Raw genomic sequence first — 14,526 nt, forward strand, 5'->3', positions numbered from 1 at the left:
TGGCGATGGCGTCAGGACGCGAGGACCTCGTCGAGGATCGCTTCGGCCTTCTCCTCCTCGGTGTGCTCGGCGAGTGCGAGCTCCGAGACGAGGATCTGGCGGGCCTTGGCGAGCATGCGCTTCTCGCCCGCTGACAGGCCGCGGTCGGCGTCCCGGCGCGAGAGGTCGCGCACGACCTCCGCCACCTTGATGACGTCGCCCGACGCGAGCTTCTCGAGGTTCGCCTTGTAGCGACGGGACCAGTTGGTCGGCTCTTCGGTGTAGGGCGCCCTGAGGACCTCGAACACCTTGTCGAGACCTTCCTGCCCGACGACGTCGCGCACGCCCACCAGGTCCACGTTCTCAGCCGGGACCTCGATGGTGAGATCTCCCTGAGCGACCTTGAGCTTGAGGTAGAGCTTGTCCTCTCCGCGGATGGTCCTGGTCTTGATCTCTTCGATCAATGCCGCACCGTGGTGCGGGTAGACAACGGTCTCCCCAACAGTGAAAGTCATCTGCAGGTGTCCCCTTTCGCAGAGGGGTATCTTATCACGCCGTTTTTGGCCTTTTGCCGCGTGATTACCGGCATCTGTGCAGGTCAACCGGCAGGTCACCGGCAGGACACCGCCGCCTCGCGGATCGAGCCGGTCACGCGTCCTGCACGCCCGGCGCAGGCGTGCACGGCGGCTAGGCTGGGGCCCGGCGGAGATGCTCCGTCCACCAGCCCGCCCGTAGCGCCCGACGTCCCGAGGAGTCACCGTGACCTCGCCCCGCCCCCGCACCCTCCGGGCAGCCGCCCTCGTCGTCGGGGTCGCCGTCGCCGGGCTCGCGCTCGCCGGCTGCTCCGCGACCAACCCGATCACCACGCAGGACGAGTACTCGTCGTCCGACGGGGTCCGCTTCACGCTCGGCGACGTGCGCGGCAGCAACCTGCACGTGCTCGTCGCGGCCGAGGGCGACCCCGGGACGCTCCAGGGCGGGCTCATCAACGACAGCCGCGAGGACCGCTCGGTCACCCTCGCGATCGGCGACGAGGAGACGGTCGTCGAGCTGGGCCCGAAGGAGACGGTGCTCCTCGGGGTCAGCGACGCCGAGGACGAGGGGTACGCCGAGGTGACGTTCGCCGCGATCGACGCCCCGCCGGGCGGCCTGGTCGCCGTCACCGTGTCCACGCCCGAGGACGGTTCCATCGACGTGCAGGTGCCCGTGCTCGACGGCACCCTGCCCGAGTACGCCTCGCAGGTGCCCACCGCACCCGCCGAGGACTGAGCAGGACGCACAGAAGGGGCCGTCCGGGATCGGACGGCCCCTTCTGTGTGCGGGCTCAGCCGAAGCGTCCCGAGATGTAGTCCTCCGTGGCCTGCACGCGCGGCGAGGAGAAGATCGTCGCCGTGTCGTCGATCTCGACCAGCCGGCCCGGCTCGCCCGTCGCAGCGAGGTTGAAGAACGCCGTCCGGTCCGAGACGCGCGCGGCCTGCTGCATGTTGTGCGTGACGATGACGATCGTGTAGTCGGACTTCAGCTCCGCGATGAGGTCCTCGATCGCGAGCGTCGAGATCGGGTCCAGCGCCGAGCACGGCTCGTCCATCAGCAGCACCTGCGGCTTGACCGCGATGGCGCGCGCGATGCACAGCCGCTGCTGCTGGCCGCCCGACAGCCCCGAGCCCGGCCGGTTGAGCCGGTCCTTGACCTCGTTCCACAGGTTGGCGCCGCGCAGCGAGGCCTCGACGACGTCCTGGGCGTCCCCCTTGGAGATGCGCTTGTTGTTCAGCTTGATGCCGGCCAGCACGTTCTCCGCGATGGACATCGTGGGGAACGGGTTGGGGCGCTGGAACACCATGCCGACCTGGCGGCGCACGGCGACGGGGTCGATGTCGGACCCGTACAGGTCGACGCCGTCCATCGCGACGCTGCCCTGCACGTAGGCCCCAGGAATGACCTCGTGCATGCGGTTGAGCGTCCGCAGGAAGGTCGACTTCCCGCAGCCCGACGGGCCGATGAACGCGGTCACCGAGCGGGGCTCGACCGCCATCTCCACGTCGGCCACGGCCCGGAAGTCGCCGTAGTAGATGTTCAGGTCCTTGACGTCGATGCGCTGTGCCATGGGTCTGTCTTTCAGCCGAGGTTCTTGGGGGCGAAGAAGCGGGTGATCAGGCGGCCGATCAGGTTGAGCAGCATGACGATGAGGATCAGCGTCAGCGCCGCGGCCCAGGCCCGGTCGTAGTTGATGGTCGGGATGCACTCGAGGTCGCCCGGCGTGCAGGGCACGAGGCCCTGCGAGTACTGCCGGTAGACGTAGACCGGGAGCGTCATCATCCGGCCCTCGAACAGGTTGAAGTTGATCGAGTCGATGACACCGACGGTGATCAGCAGGGGTGCGGTCTCGCCGATGATGCGGGCGATCGCGAGCGTGATGCCGGTGCCGATCCCGGCGATCGAGGTGCGCAGGACGACCTTGATGACGACGAGCCAGCGGGGCACGCCGAGCGCCAGCGCCGCCTCGCGCAGCTCGTTGGGCACCAGCCGCAGCATCTCCTCGCAGGAGCGCACGACGACCGGGATCATCAGCACGCTCAGCGCGACGGAGCCGACGACGCCCATGCGGACCCCGGGACCGAGGACCACGGCGAACAGCGCGTACGCGAACAGGCCGGCGACGATCGACGGGATACCCGTCATCACGTCGACGAAGAAGGTGACGGACCGCGCCAGCGCCCCCCGGCCGTACTCCACCAGGTAGATGGCGGTGAGCAGGCCGATCGGCACCGAGATCAAGGTGGCGAAGAGCGTGATCTCGAGCGTGCCGATGATCGCGTGGTAGATGCCGCCCGCGTCCATGCCGCCGTACACCCCGCGCATCGAGTGCGTGAGGAAGTAGGCGTTGAAGCGCTCGATGCCGTTCACGAGCACGGTCCAGGAGACCGAGATCAGCGGCAGCATCGCCAGCACGAAGGCGCCGTAGATCAGCCCCTTCATCAGGCGGTCCTTGCGGTGGCGGCCCTTGTCCACCTGGCGCAGGAGCGCGCGCAGCTCGGCGTTGCCCTCGGGGAGGGTCGTGGCGCTCATCAGTTGGCTCCCGAGAAGTCCTTGCGGCGCGCGACGATCGCGCGGGCGGCCATGTTGACGACGAGCGTGATGACGAACAGCGCGAGGCCGGTCGCGATCAGCGCCGAGACCCCCAGCGGGTTGGCCTCGGGGAACTGGGCGGCGATGTTGGCCGCGATCGTCTGCTGCTGCCCGGCCTCGAGCAGCTTGAACGAGTAGAGGAACCCGGGCGACAGGATCATCAGGACCGCCATCGTCTCGCCGAGGGCCCGGCCGAGGCCGAGCATCGCAGCGGAGACGATGCCCGAGCGGGCGAACGGCAGGACCGCGACCCGGATCATCTCCCAGCGCGTGGCCCCCAGTGCGAGGGCCGCCTCCTCGTGCAGGCGCGGCGTCTGCAGGAACACCTCGCGGCTCACGGCGGTGATGATCGGCAGGATCATCACGGCGAGGACCAGGCCCACGGTCATGAGCACGCGGGCGGTCGGCGACACGGTGCCGGCGAAGAACGGGATGAAGCCGAGGTACTCGTTGAGCCACGCCCAGATCGGCTTGACCATCGGCGCGAGCACGAGGCCGCCCCAGAGTCCGTAGACCACCGACGGGATGGCCGCCAGCAGGTCGACCAGGTAGCCGAGGCCCGACGCCAGCCGGCGCGGCGCGTAGTGCGAGGTGAACAGCGCGATCCCCAGCGCGATCGGGGTCGCGATGACCAGCGCGAGGGCCGCGGCCAGCACCGTGCCGAAGATCAGCGGGCCCACGAAGTCGAGGAGCGAGGTCGCCTCGCCCATCCAGGAGACCTTCTCGGTCAGCTCGGCGGCCGGCGTGGTCAGTGCCGGCCACGCGCGCAGCACCAGGAAGGCGGCGACCGCGACGAGCACGACGAGGATGAGGGCCCCGGCCCCGGTGGCGGTCCACCGGAACAGCCGGCTCGCGCCCTTGTCGACCACACGCGTGCGACGGCGGCGGCCCGGCCGCGGGGACTCGACGTCCTCGGTCGGGCGCACACCGTCCTGCGTCGGCGGGCTCTGGGTGCTGGTCACTTCTCTCCTGCTGCTCGTGGTGGGTGGTGCACCGCCGGCGGCGGACCCGTCCTCCCCCCGAGGCGGGCCCGCCACCGGCGGGTGATCGGACGTCAGGCTGCTGCGGTGATCGAGTCGATCGCTGCCTGGACGTCGGTGCGGAGCGCGTCGGACAGCGGCGCGGAGCCTGCGGCCGACTCGGACGCGGACTGACCCTCGGCGCTCACCACGTAGCTGAGGAAGCCCTTGACCAGGTCGGCCTGCTCGGCCGTGGCGTACTCGAGGCACGCGATCGAGTACGACACGAGGATCAGCGGGTACGCGCCGGACTCGGTCGTCTCACGGTCGATCTTGATGACGATGTCGCCGTTCTCGCGCTCCTCGTCCCGCGGGGAGGCGTCGACCGCGGCCGCGGCACCCTCCTCGGACGGGGCGACCCACTCCTCGCCGACCTTGATGCTCGCCACGCCGAGCGTGCCGACGGCCGAGTTGTCGGCGTACGCGATGGTGCCGTCGCCGCCCTGGACCGTCTGGATGACGCCCGAGGTGCCCTGGGCCGACTCGCCGCCCTCGATGGGCCAGTTGCCGTCCGCCTCGTACGTCCACACGCCACCCGAGGCCTTCGCCAGGTAGTCGGTGAAGTTCTTCGTCGTGCCCGACTCGTCGGAGCGGTGGACCGGCGTGATCGCCGTCGCCGGGAGCGTGGCGTCGGGGTTCTCCGCCGCGATCTCGGGCGCGTCCCAGCTGGTGATCTTGCCGTCGAAGATCCCCGCGATGGTGGCCGCCGAGAGGTTGAGCTCGGTGATGCCCTCGAGGTTGAAGACGACCGCGATCGGGCTGATGTAGACCGGGATGTCGATGGCGCCGGTGGTGCAGACGCCCTTGGCCTGCTCGAGCTCCTCGCTCGTCAGCGCCGAGTCGGTGCCGGCGAACTGGACCGAGCCGTCGAGGAACTGGGTGCGACCGCCGCCGGAGCCGACGGGGTCGTAGTTGACGTTGACGTCGGGGTTGGCGCTCTGGAAGCCGGCACGCCAGGCATCCATCGCCTTCTCCTGCGACGTGGCGCCGGCGCCGTTCAGGTCACCGCTGAGCTCGCTGGCCTGCTCGGTGGCGCCGGACGTGCTGTCGCCGGACCCGGTGGGGTCGTCCGATCCGCAGGCCGTGAGGGAGAGGGCGACGGCGCCGGTGAGGGCGATCGCGCCGATCCGGCCGTGGAGGGAGAGCTTCACTGTGTTCCGTCCTGTCGATCAGGTGCGCACCGATGTGTGCGCGGCGATGCTGACCGTAGGAAGTGCACGTGACCGGGTGGACGGCATCGGGTGAACCCCAGGTGAACGGTGGCCGACGAGTCGGACGGGTGTCCGGGCGCAGCGACGCCCCGCGCGCCGAGGGCGGGCGGGGCGTCGTCGTCGGGGCTACTCGCCGTCGTCGGTGAGCTTGTAGCCCAGGCCCCGCACGGTCTGCAGCAGCGTCGGGTTGCCGGGGTCGACCTCGATCTTGGCGCGGACGCGCTTGACGTGGACGTCGAGCGTCTTGGTGTCGCCGACGTAGTCCGAGCCCCAGATGCGGTCGATGAGCTGGCCGCGCGTCAGCACCCGGCCCGCGTTGCGGAGCAGCAGCTCGAGGAGCTCGAACTCCTTGAGCGGGAACGCGACCAGCTCGTCGCGCACTCGGACGGTGTGCCGCTCGACGTCCATCCGCACCGGCCCGGCGACCAGCAGCTCGTCGTCGTCCTCGTGGAGCGAAGGAGCACCGGCTGTGCCCGCGGAGACCACGACCGCCTCCCGGCGGCGCAGCACCGCGCGCACGCGGGCCAGCAGCTCGCGTGACGAGTACGGCTTGGTGACGTAGTCGTCGGCACCCAGCTCGAGGCCGACCACCTTGTCGATCTCGTCGTCCTTGGCCGTGAGCATGATGACGGGCACGTCGCTGACCAGGCGCAGCCGGCGGCACACCTCGGTGCCCGGCAGGCCCGGCAGCATGAGGTCGAGCAGCACCAGGTCGGCGCCGAACTCCTCGAACTTGGTGAGCGCCTCCGGGCCGGTCGCGGCTGCGACGACGTCGAACCCCTCGCGCTCCAGCTGGTAGGTCAGCGGGTCCCGGTAGGACTCCTCGTCCTCGACGAGCAGGATCCGGGTCATGACGCGCTCCGGCGCACGTGTGCTCCTTCGGTCTCGGTGAGGGGCAGCTCCCGCACCGTCGAGGCGGGCTCCTCCTCGGCGCGGGGCAGGCGCAGGGTGAACGTCGACCCGCGGCCCGGCTGCGACCAGACGGTCACCTCACCGCCGTGGTCCGCGGCGACGTGCTTGACGATGGAGAGGCCGAGGCCCGTGCCGCCGGTGTCGCGCGAGCGCGCGGGGTCCACCCGGTAGAACCGCTCGAACACGCGCTCCTGCTCGGCCGCGGTGATGCCGATCCCCTCGTCGACCACCGCGATCTCCACCAGGTCCCCGTCGGTGCGGACCCCCACGCCGACGTGCGACGCCTCGCCGGAGTACGCGACGGCGTTGTCCAGCAGGTTGCGAACGGCGGTGACCAGCAGGTCGTGCTGGCCCAGGACGCGCGTGCCGCGCACCCCGCCGATGTCGAGCCGCACGCGCTTGGCCTCCGCGGTCGTGCGAGCCCGGTCGACGGCCTCCGACAGGACGGTGTCCACGTCGACCAGCCCGACCTGCCCGAGCGCCCCCGCCACCTGCAGCCGGGACAGCTCGATGATCTCGTGCACCAGCGCCGACAGCCGCGTGGCCTCCGCCTGCATCCGGCCCGCGAACCGGCGCACGGCCTCCGGGTCGTCGGCGGCGTCCTGGACCGTCTCGGCGAGCAGCGCCAGCGCGCCCACCGGGGTCTTGAGCTCGTGCGACACGTTGACGACGAAGTCGCGCCGGATCGCCTCGAGGCGCCGCGCCTGCGTCAGGTCCTCCGCCAGCACCACGAGGTGGTCGGCGCTGACCTGCGCGACCCGCACCTGGACCATCAGCACGCCGGGGCCGACCGGACCGCGGGGCACCTCGAGCACCTCGTCGCGGATCACCCCGTCGCGACGCACCAGCGCGATGAGGTCACGGATCGCCGCAGGCGCCACCCGCCCGTCGCGCACGATGCCGAGGGCGTGGGCCGGCGCGCTCGCCCGCACCACGTTGTCGGAGTCGTCGAGCACCACAGCGGCCGACCGGAGCACGGCGAGCGTGCGGACGAGGCCGTCGTCGAGGGCCGGCACCGGTGGGGTCGGCGCACCGTGCTGCGACCGCTCGCTCCACCGGAACGCCAGAGTCGCCCACACCCCGACCAGCAGGCCGAGGCCGCCGGCGAGGAGGAGCATGAGCCCGTCGATCCCGTCCACGACACTCACAGTAGGACGCGCTGGACCCTGCGCCGCGCCGATGCGGCCTCTGCGCGCCACGCCGCCGTCGAGCGTTCACCGACCGTTCACCGAGGCCGCTCGTGCGAGCGGCCCCGGTGAGGCGGACTCAGCCGAACGTCTCCATCAGCAGCGACCGCTCGGCGTCCGTGAGGTTGGTGGCGACCAGCGTGCTGTGCAGGCCGTGCATCCGCTCACCCAGCCGGTCCATGTCGGCGTTCTCCGTCACCGCGCACAGCAGCGACGTCCCGACGGTGATCTGCGCGCGGATCTCGTCCAGCTGGCTCTCCGGGATGCCGACCGCGGAGACGGCCTTCGTGATCGCGCCGGCGGCCGCACCGACGGCGACCCCGAGCAGGGGCACGAAGAAGAGGCCGCCGAACAGGAGGCCCCAGAACGCACCCCAGCCGGTGCCACGCAGCTTGTCGTCGTGCGAGTGGTGCATCTCGGGCTTGTCGGCGCCCACGGGCCAGCTGATGACCGCGTGGTCGACGATCTTGACCAGCCCGTCGCCCTGCGCCCCCTTCAGCGCCGTGACCGCCTTCTGGGCCCCGTCGGGGGTCTCGAACTTCCAGGCCGTGAATGTCGTCATCGTCGTTCCTCCCTTTCCTTCGACGTTCCTCGAACTCTGCTCAGCGGCTCGCCCGGGCGACCTCGTCACCGTGGACCGTCAGGGCCCACAGGATGAAGAAGTCCAGGACGATGGCGATCAGCGACCACCACGGGGTCACGGGCAGCGACACGAACTGCGTGAGCAGGTTCACGATCACCAGCACCACGGCGAAGACGCGCGCCCAGCCGCGGCCGGAGAACAGCGCGAACCCGACGAACAGCAGCAGCACCCCGAGGGCCAGCTGCACCCACCCCCACGTCGACACGTCCACGACCGCGAGTCCGTCCGGCGACCAGCTCACGACCGTCTTCGGGGAGAACACCGCCACGGCCCCGGAGATGATGTTGAACAGGCCCGAGACGAGGATCGCGAACGCCGCGAACCACACCCAGCCGACCCAGGCAGTGACTCTCTGTGCCATCGTGCGTCTCCCTCTGTGGTTCTCCGACGATTCGACCAGCAGGACGATCTCTTCGCAGGCTAGGGGTTCACGAGGCACGATGGGGACGAATCGCCGCACATCGCCGCGGCAGCCCCTTTCCCCCAGAACGGCCGTCGTCCGTTCACCTGCCCGCGCCCGGCTGTTCACCTGCCGATGGCAGCCTGACGCTGCGCGCGGCACCTGCCGTCGCGGCACGAGAGGGAGCACATGCGGGACATCTTCGACGCCGAGCTGCACCAGCTGGGCGAGGACCTGGCGGCGATGAGCGGTCGGGTCGAGCAGGCCATCACCAACGCCGGCATCGCGCTGCTCACGGCCGACCTTGCGCTCGCGGAGTCGGTGATCGCCGACGACCTGGCCATCGACGCCATCGAGCGCGACCTGGACGAGCGCTGCGTCCTGCTGCTCGCGCAGCAGCAGCCCGTCGCCACGGACCTGCGGATCGTCGTGTCGGCCCTGCGGATGAGCGCCTCCCTGGAGCGCATGGGCGACCTCGCCCGGCACGTCGCCCAGGTGGCTCGCGGCCGGTACCCCCGGCACGCCGTGCCGCAGGCGCTGTCGGGCACGTTCGCCGAGATGCACGACGCCGCCGTCCGCGTCGCCCGGCGCACCACCACGCTGCTGCACAGCCGCGAGATCCAGCTGGCCGAGAGCATCGAGCAGGACGACGACCTCCTCGACGAGCTGCACGAGGACACGTTCGCGGCTCTGCTGGGCGGGTCCTGGGCCGGTTCCACGCAGGAGACGATCGACGTCACCCTGCTGGGCCGGTACTACGAGCGGTTCGGCGACCACGGCGTCTCGGTCGCCCGCCGCGTGACGTACCTGGTGACGGGCGCCGCCCGCCCGGAGCTGGACCGCACCGCCGGCTGACCGACCGGCGGCTCCGGCGGGACGGCTGACTCCGACTGCTCCGACCGCTCTGACGGACCGAGGTCGAGGGTTCGGCGCGCGATCGTGGGTTCGATCCCGCGATCCGGTGCCGGACCCTCGACCTCGTCACCCCGGGACGCCGCCCGCTCGGTAGCGTGGGCGGCATGGCGGAGCGGGTGCTCGGGTGGGGGGACGACGACGTCGCCACCGCTCGGGAACGGCTCGGGGCCGTGGTCGCGCAGCTGCCCGAGACGACCGCCGAGATCGACGAGTACGGCAACACCGGGTTCTTCACGCGCGGGAGCCGGTTCGCGTGGATCCTGCCCGACCACCACGCTGACGGCCTCCTGGCGCTCTGGTGCAAGGCCGACCGGCACGAGCAGCAGGCGACCGTCGCGCGCGACCCCGACCGGTACTTCGTCGCGCCGTACCTGGGTCGGTTCGGCTGGATCGGTGCCCACCTCGACGCCGCGCACGACCCCGACTGGGACGCCCTCGTGGAGCTGGTCGAGGCAGCCTGGCGCCGCTCGGCGTCGAAGAGCGCCATCAAGGCTTTCGACACCAGCCACTGACCCCGCCTCCCCGTGCGTCCGCACGTTCGGTCGTCAGGACGCTCGAACGTGCGGACGTCAGTGGTGGTTACGGGGTGACGATGGGGAACGTGTTCGACGTGGAGTCCACGTAGGTGAGGAGTCGGCCCAGGGCGCCCTGGTCGCCGTCGAACTCGATGCCCTCCTTCTCGTGCACGAACAGCAGCTGGATGAGCAAGGCCTTGGTCAGGGTGGCCGTCAGGTCCGGAGCGGCGGCGCGCTCGCCGCGGACCGCGTGGATGAGGGCGCCGTTCGACAGCTCCGTGCGGTAGGTGAAGCCCTCGTCGGTGAGCACCCAGTCGATCGCCAGCTTCTCCGAACCCGCGCGGGGGCCGTCGATGCGGACGCCGATCGAGTCGAACAGCTGGGTGATCGTGAGGCCTCCCAGGGTCGACGGGGTCGACAGGTCGGGCGGCGGTGCGGCGATGCCCTCGAGCAGCTCCTCGGCACCGCGCAGGTAGAAGTTGCGCCACGTGGCGTTCTCGGAGCCGTGGCCCAAGGTGGTCAGGGCCTGGGCGAGCAACTGACGCGCACGGTCGGCGTCGCCGCCGCCGAACACGACGTGGCTGGCCAGCGTGGTCGCCCAGCGCAGGTCGTCGGTGTCACCCGTGGCCAGCAGCGACTCGACGGTGTCGAGCGCCTTGTCGGCGCCGCCCGCGAGCGCGATGATCCGCGCACCCTCCTTCTGCGGCGGCAGCTCCCACAGGTGCGCGGGGTTGCCGTCGAACCAGCCGAGGTAGCGCTGGTAGATCGCCTTGACGTTGTGGCTGACCGAGCCGTAGTAGCCGCGGGCGCTCCAGGCCTGCTCGAGACCCGGCGACAGCTCGAAGTCCTCGGCGATCTCGATGCCGGTGAGGCCGTGGTTGATCAGGCGCAGGGTCTGGTCGTGCAGGTACTGGTAGAGGTCCCGCTGCGTCGACAGGAAGGTCGTGATGGGCTCGGCACCCCACGTGGGCCAGTGGTGGGACGCGAAGACGACCTCGGCCTCGCCGCCCCACAGCTCGAGCGCCTCGTGCATGAACCGGGACCAGGCGCGCGGGTCGCGCACCTCGGCGCCGCGCAGCGTCAGGAGGTTGTGCAGCGTGTGCGTCGCGTTCTCGGCCATGCAGAGCGCCTTGCGGTCCGGGAACCAGATGTTCATCTCCGCGGGCGCCTCCGTGCCCGGCGTGAACTGGAAGACCATGCGGACGCCGTCGACGGTCGCCTGCGTGCCGGTCTCCGACACCGAGACCGTCGGCGCCGCCAGGCCCAGGGAGCCGTTGGACGTCGCCATGCCGAGCCCGCAGCCGACCTGGCCCGTCGCACCTGCCGGCAGGTCCATGGCGTACATGTAGACGGCGCGGCGGGACATCGCCGGACCCGCGTAGACGTTCTCGGAGACCGTGTGCGCGAGGAACCCCTCGGGCGCGTACACGGGGATGCCGGGCCCCGTGAGGGCGAGCATGCCGCCGTAGTGGTCCGCGTGGGAGTGCGTGATGACGATGCCGGTGACGGGCCGGTCACCGCGGTGCGCGCGGTACAGGGCCAGCGCGGCCTCCGCGGTCTCGGTCCCCATGAGCGTGTCGACCACGATCACACCCGTGTCGCCCTCGATGAACGACATGTTCGACAGGTCGTACTGCCGGACCTGGTACACGCCCTCGACCACCTCGAAGAGTCCGCCGGCCGCGGCGAGCTTCGCCTGCCGCCACAGGCTCGGGTGCACGGTGTCCGGGGCGTCGCCCTCGAGGAAGTCGTACCGGTGGGGGTCCCAGACCACCTGCCCCGCGGCACCGATCAGGGGCTCGGACGGGATGTCGGCGAGCTTCCCCCGTGCCACGTCGTCGAAGTCGGAGGTGTCCTCGAAAGACGGAAGGGTCATATTTCGGAGTCAACCAGAACCCGGAAACGACGGCACGGCGGCAGAAAGAACAACAACGTCCGAGGAAGTCGGCGCTATAGCGCGCGCTTCCTCGGACGTTGTCGAGAAGAGCGTCAGCGGCCCTGGTTGGCTACCGCCTTGATGGCCTCGGCCGCCGCCTCCGGGTCGAGGTACGTGCCGCCCGGGTTGGTGGGCTTCAGCGTCTCCTCGTCGAGCGTGTACAGCAGCGGGATGCCGGTGGGGATGTTGATGCCGGCGATGGTGCTGCTGTCCACGTCGTCCAGGTGCTTGACCAGGGCGCGGATCGAGTTGCCGTGGGCGGCGACCAGGACCGTCTTGCCGGACTGCAGGTCGGGGACGATGTCCGACTCCCAGTACGGCAGCGCTCGGACGAGAACCTGCTCGAGCGCCTCGGCACGCGGGATGGGCTCACCGGCGTAGCGCGGGTCGGCGTCCTGCGAGAACTCCGAGCCGAGCTCGATGTCCGGCGGCGGGAAGTCGTAGGACCGGCGCCAGAGCATGAACTGCTCCTCGCCGTACTCCTCGAGCGTCTGCTTCTTGTCCTTGCCCTGGAGCGCGCCGTAGTGCCGCTCGTTGAGGCGCCAGGAGCGCTTGACGGGGATCCAGTGCCGGTCGGCGGCGTCGAGCGCGAGGTTGGCGGTCGTGATGGCCCGGCGCAGCAGCGACGTGTGCACGACGTCGGGCAGCACGCCCGCATCCGTCAGCAGCGTCCCGCCGCGGACGGCCTCCGCGGTGCCCTTCTCCGAGAGGGGCACGTCGACCCAGCCGGTGAACAGGTTCTTGGCGTTCCACTCGCTCTCGCCGTGGCGGAGCAGCACGAGGGTGTAGGTCATGAGCCCATCCTGCCGCAGCGATCTGCGGACGTCCCGGGACGTCCGACCCTCAGACGCGCGACGCCCGCACCTCGCCCGCGACCGAGTACACCTTGAGCATCTGGTCGGCGGTGGTCTCCCAGCCGAACCGCTCCGCCACCTGGCGCGCCCCCACCGCGTACCGCGCGCGGTCCTCCGACGAGGCCAGCACGTCGGCGATCACGTCGGCCCACACCTCGGGGTCGTGCCCGCGGACCAGGCGTCCGGACACGTCGTGGTCGACGATCGTGCGCAGCCCGCCGACGCACGCCGCGATCACCGGGACACCGCTGGCCTGGGCCTCGGCGGCGACGAGCCCGAACGACTCGCTGCGCGACGGCATCGCGACCACGTCGGCCGCGTGGTACCAGCGCGCGAGGGTGTCGCGGTCGGCCGGAGGGTGCACGAGCACGTCGTCCGGGACGCCGGCCATCGACGCGAGCGCCTGGAGCTCCTTGACGGCGCTCGAGCGCCCCGACGGTCCGCCGAGCACGACGAGCAACGGCACCGGTCGGCCGGTGGCCCGCAGCACGCCGAGCGCGCTGACCAGCACGTCCGGCGCCTTCAGCGCTTGCACACGGCCGGCGAAGAGCACGATCTGGCGGTCGGTGGGCAGCCCCAGCGAACGCCGAGCCTCCAGCCGGTCGCCGGGCACGAAGCGGTCGAGGTCCACGCCGGGCTCGACCACGTGCACGCGGGCGGGATCGGCGCCGTAGAGCTCGACCAGCTCCTCGGCCTCGACCGGCGTGCTGGCCACCAGGGCGTCGGCCTCCGCGACGAGCTGCTCCTCGCCGACCACGCGCTGGGTCGGCTCGGGGGTGTCGCCGGGGGCCAGAGAGGCGTTCTTCACGCGGGCCAGCGTGTGGGCGGTGTGCACGAGCGGCACCTCCCACCGGTCCGCCGCGATCTGGCCGACCTGCCCGGAGAGCCAGTAGTGCGAGTGCACGACGTCGTACCAGCCGGGCCGCCGCGCGGCCTCCCAGCGCAGCACGCCCGCCGCCATGCCGCACAGGACTCCCGGCAGGTCGTTCTTGTCCAGCCGCTCGAACGGGCCGGCGGGCACGTGGTGCACGAGGATCGGCGGCGTCACGCCGGGACCGACCTCGTCGGCGAGCAGGACCGTGCGGGCGGCGTCGCCGACGATGGGTCGGCCGAGCGCGTCGGCACCGGGCAGCAGCACCGTCTCGGGCTGGTCCGACGACGTCGCGCGCGTGAAGATCTCCACGCGCGCACCGCGGGCCGCCAGGGCGCGCGCCAGCTCGATGACGTACACGTTCATGCCCCCGGCGTCACCGGTCCCGGGCTGGTCCAGCGGGGACGTGTGCACCGAGAGCATGGCGACGCGCGGGGCGTGCTCGAGGGTCACGGGTGCTCCTGTTCGCGGACGGGTCTGCACCCATTCTCACGCACGAAGCCCACGTGGGCGCGTCACTGCTGGACGGCGGCCTCCGCCGAGTGCGCTCCGGACGGGCGGCGACCGAACCGACCCTTGAGTGCGCTCAGCCCGCTCGGCGGCTTGTAGTCACCGCGGATGGGGAAGATGTTCCCGTCCGGGAGGAAGCCGCCGGCCGTCGACGGGTAGAAGGCCAGCTCGGGCCACATCGTCACGATCTCCTTGAGCCGGGCGCCGCGCGCGAACGCTGCGGCCAGCTGCGGGTCGTTGCCGGTGTAGGTCAGCGAGTGGTCGTGGTCCTGCACGACCGTCTCACCGGTGGGCACCTCGCCGCGGCGGGGCGTCCATCCCCAGGGGCTCTGTGGCTCCTGGTGGTTCCGGTCCGGACCTGCCCGGTAGATATCGAATCCGTTGCGCATCGCGGAACCTCCTTGTTCGTCGTCGACGACAGGGGATCGGCATGTTCGTGCAGGTCCTG

16 protein-coding genes are annotated in these 14,526 nt (G+C 71.1%); 3 read left to right on the plus strand and 13 right to left on the minus strand.

The features are described 5' to 3' along the window. Positions 1-11 precede the first annotated feature (11 nt). Positions 12-494 (minus strand): CarD family transcriptional regulator, encoded by a 483-nt coding sequence (locus J2X26_RS02435; protein ID WP_055916922.1) that lies wholly within the window; start codon positions 492-494, stop codon positions 12-14. 244 nt (positions 495-738) lie between these two features. Between J2X26_RS02435 and J2X26_RS02440 the strand changes: the two genes are divergently transcribed. Further along, positions 739-1,248 carry a hypothetical protein gene (locus tag J2X26_RS02440; protein WP_307489529.1) on the plus strand — a complete coding sequence of 170 codons (510 nt, stop codon included), beginning with the start codon at positions 739-741 and terminating at the stop codon, positions 1,246-1,248. 55 nt (positions 1,249-1,303) lie between these two features. On the opposite strand, the gene pstB is transcribed toward J2X26_RS02440, so the two are convergent. The 8 genes from pstB to J2X26_RS02480 all read right to left on the minus strand — a co-directional run bounded on the left by pstB (position 1,304) and on the right by J2X26_RS02480 (position 8,438). Beyond that, a complete protein-coding gene (pstB, locus tag J2X26_RS02445; RefSeq protein ID WP_307489530.1) occupies positions 1,304-2,083 on the minus strand; it encodes a phosphate ABC transporter ATP-binding protein PstB in 780 nt (259 codons plus the stop codon). Positions 2,084-2,094: 11 nt separating this feature from the next. Continuing rightward, the gene (pstA, locus tag J2X26_RS02450; protein WP_307489531.1) at positions 2,095-3,045 is read right to left on the minus strand and encodes a phosphate ABC transporter permease PstA; all 951 of its coding nucleotides are present in this window, start codon (positions 3,043-3,045) and stop codon (positions 2,095-2,097) included. Then, positions 3,045-4,067, minus strand: coding sequence for a phosphate ABC transporter permease subunit PstC (pstC, locus tag J2X26_RS02455; RefSeq protein ID WP_439897806.1), 1,023 nt, complete (start codon positions 4,065-4,067; stop codon positions 3,045-3,047). The genes pstA and pstC overlap by 1 nt, the downstream gene beginning before the upstream one ends. A 92-nt stretch (positions 4,068-4,159) precedes the next feature. Next, entirely contained in the window at positions 4,160-5,275 is a 1,116-nt protein-coding gene (gene pstS, locus J2X26_RS02460; protein WP_307489533.1) for a phosphate ABC transporter substrate-binding protein PstS, read from the minus strand. 186 nt (positions 5,276-5,461) lie between these two features. Next, positions 5,462-6,187 (minus strand): response regulator transcription factor, encoded by a 726-nt coding sequence (locus J2X26_RS02465; protein ID WP_307489534.1) that lies wholly within the window; start codon positions 6,185-6,187, stop codon positions 5,462-5,464. Next, positions 6,184-7,386, minus strand: coding sequence for a sensor histidine kinase (locus tag J2X26_RS02470; protein ID WP_307489535.1), 1,203 nt, complete (start codon positions 7,384-7,386; stop codon positions 6,184-6,186). The genes J2X26_RS02465 and J2X26_RS02470 overlap by 4 nt, the downstream gene beginning before the upstream one ends. Before the next feature lie 127 nt (positions 7,387-7,513). Then, positions 7,514-7,996 (minus strand): DUF1269 domain-containing protein, encoded by a 483-nt coding sequence (locus J2X26_RS02475; RefSeq protein WP_307489537.1) that lies wholly within the window; start codon positions 7,994-7,996, stop codon positions 7,514-7,516. A 40-nt stretch (positions 7,997-8,036) separates the two neighbouring features. Continuing rightward, positions 8,037-8,438 (minus strand): DUF7144 family membrane protein, encoded by a 402-nt coding sequence (locus J2X26_RS02480; protein WP_307489538.1) that lies wholly within the window; start codon positions 8,436-8,438, stop codon positions 8,037-8,039. 228 nt (positions 8,439-8,666) lie between these two features. Between J2X26_RS02480 and phoU the strand changes: the two genes are divergently transcribed. Next, entirely contained in the window at positions 8,667-9,332 is a 666-nt protein-coding gene (gene phoU, locus J2X26_RS02485) for a phosphate signaling complex protein PhoU (RefSeq protein ID WP_307489540.1), read from the plus strand. Positions 9,333-9,496: 164 nt separating this feature from the next. Next, entirely contained in the window at positions 9,497-9,904 is a 408-nt protein-coding gene (locus J2X26_RS02490; protein ID WP_307489542.1) for an MmcQ/YjbR family DNA-binding protein, read from the plus strand. A gap of 67 nt (positions 9,905-9,971) precedes the next feature. On the opposite strand, the gene J2X26_RS02495 is transcribed toward J2X26_RS02490, so the two are convergent. The 4 genes from J2X26_RS02495 to J2X26_RS02510 all read right to left on the minus strand — a co-directional run bounded on the left by J2X26_RS02495 (position 9,972) and on the right by J2X26_RS02510 (position 14,467). Further along, positions 9,972-11,783, minus strand: a complete 1,812-nt coding sequence (locus J2X26_RS02495; protein WP_307489543.1) for an alkyl/aryl-sulfatase — start codon at positions 11,781-11,783, stop codon at positions 9,972-9,974. Positions 11,784-11,896: 113 nt separating this feature from the next. Beyond that, positions 11,897-12,637: a phosphoglyceromutase gene (locus tag J2X26_RS02500; RefSeq protein WP_307489544.1), complete on the minus strand. Its 741-nt coding sequence runs from the start codon at positions 12,635-12,637 to the stop codon at positions 11,897-11,899. A 49-nt stretch (positions 12,638-12,686) separates the two neighbouring features. Continuing rightward, positions 12,687-14,021, minus strand: a complete 1,335-nt coding sequence (locus J2X26_RS02505; RefSeq protein WP_307489546.1) for a glycosyltransferase — start codon at positions 14,019-14,021, stop codon at positions 12,687-12,689. Between the two features lie 62 nt (positions 14,022-14,083). Then, positions 14,084-14,467 (minus strand): hypothetical protein, encoded by a 384-nt coding sequence (locus tag J2X26_RS02510; RefSeq protein WP_307489547.1) that lies wholly within the window; start codon positions 14,465-14,467, stop codon positions 14,084-14,086. Between the last annotated feature and the right edge of the window lie 59 nt (positions 14,468-14,526).

The sequence above is a fragment of the Cellulomonas humilata genome, assembly GCF_030814415.1.
Taxonomy (GTDB): domain Bacteria; phylum Actinomycetota; class Actinomycetes; order Actinomycetales; family Cellulomonadaceae; genus Cellulomonas; species Cellulomonas humilata_A.

What these genes read in the sequence shown, in the direction of transcription:
- J2X26_RS02435 (WP_055916922.1), bottom strand. Translation starts at nt 494, where the DNA reads ATGACTTTCACTGTTGGGGAGACCGTTGTCTACCCGCACCACGGTGCG.
- pstB (WP_307489530.1), bottom strand. Translation starts at nt 2,083, where the DNA reads ATGGCACAGCGCATCGACGTCAAGGACCTGAACATCTACTACGGCGAC.
- pstA (WP_307489531.1), bottom strand. Translation starts at nt 3,045, where the DNA reads ATGAGCGCCACGACCCTCCCCGAGGGCAACGCCGAGCTGCGCGCGCTC.
- J2X26_RS02465 (WP_307489534.1), bottom strand. Translation starts at nt 6,187, where the DNA reads ATGACCCGGATCCTGCTCGTCGAGGACGAGGAGTCCTACCGGGACCCG.
- J2X26_RS02475 (WP_307489537.1), bottom strand. Translation starts at nt 7,996, where the DNA reads ATGACGACATTCACGGCCTGGAAGTTCGAGACCCCCGACGGGGCCCAG.
- J2X26_RS02480 (WP_307489538.1), bottom strand. Translation starts at nt 8,438, where the DNA reads ATGGCACAGAGAGTCACTGCCTGGGTCGGCTGGGTGTGGTTCGCGGCG.
- phoU (WP_307489540.1), top strand. Translation starts at nt 8,667, where the DNA reads ATGCGGGACATCTTCGACGCCGAGCTGCACCAGCTGGGCGAGGACCTG.
- J2X26_RS02490 (WP_307489542.1), top strand. Translation starts at nt 9,497, where the DNA reads ATGGCGGAGCGGGTGCTCGGGTGGGGGGACGACGACGTCGCCACCGCT.
- J2X26_RS02495 (WP_307489543.1), bottom strand. Translation starts at nt 11,783, where the DNA reads ATGACCCTTCCGTCTTTCGAGGACACCTCCGACTTCGACGACGTGGCA.
- J2X26_RS02500 (WP_307489544.1), bottom strand. Translation starts at nt 12,637, where the DNA reads ATGACCTACACCCTCGTGCTGCTCCGCCACGGCGAGAGCGAGTGGAAC.
- J2X26_RS02510 (WP_307489547.1), bottom strand. Translation starts at nt 14,467, where the DNA reads ATGCGCAACGGATTCGATATCTACCGGGCAGGTCCGGACCGGAACCAC.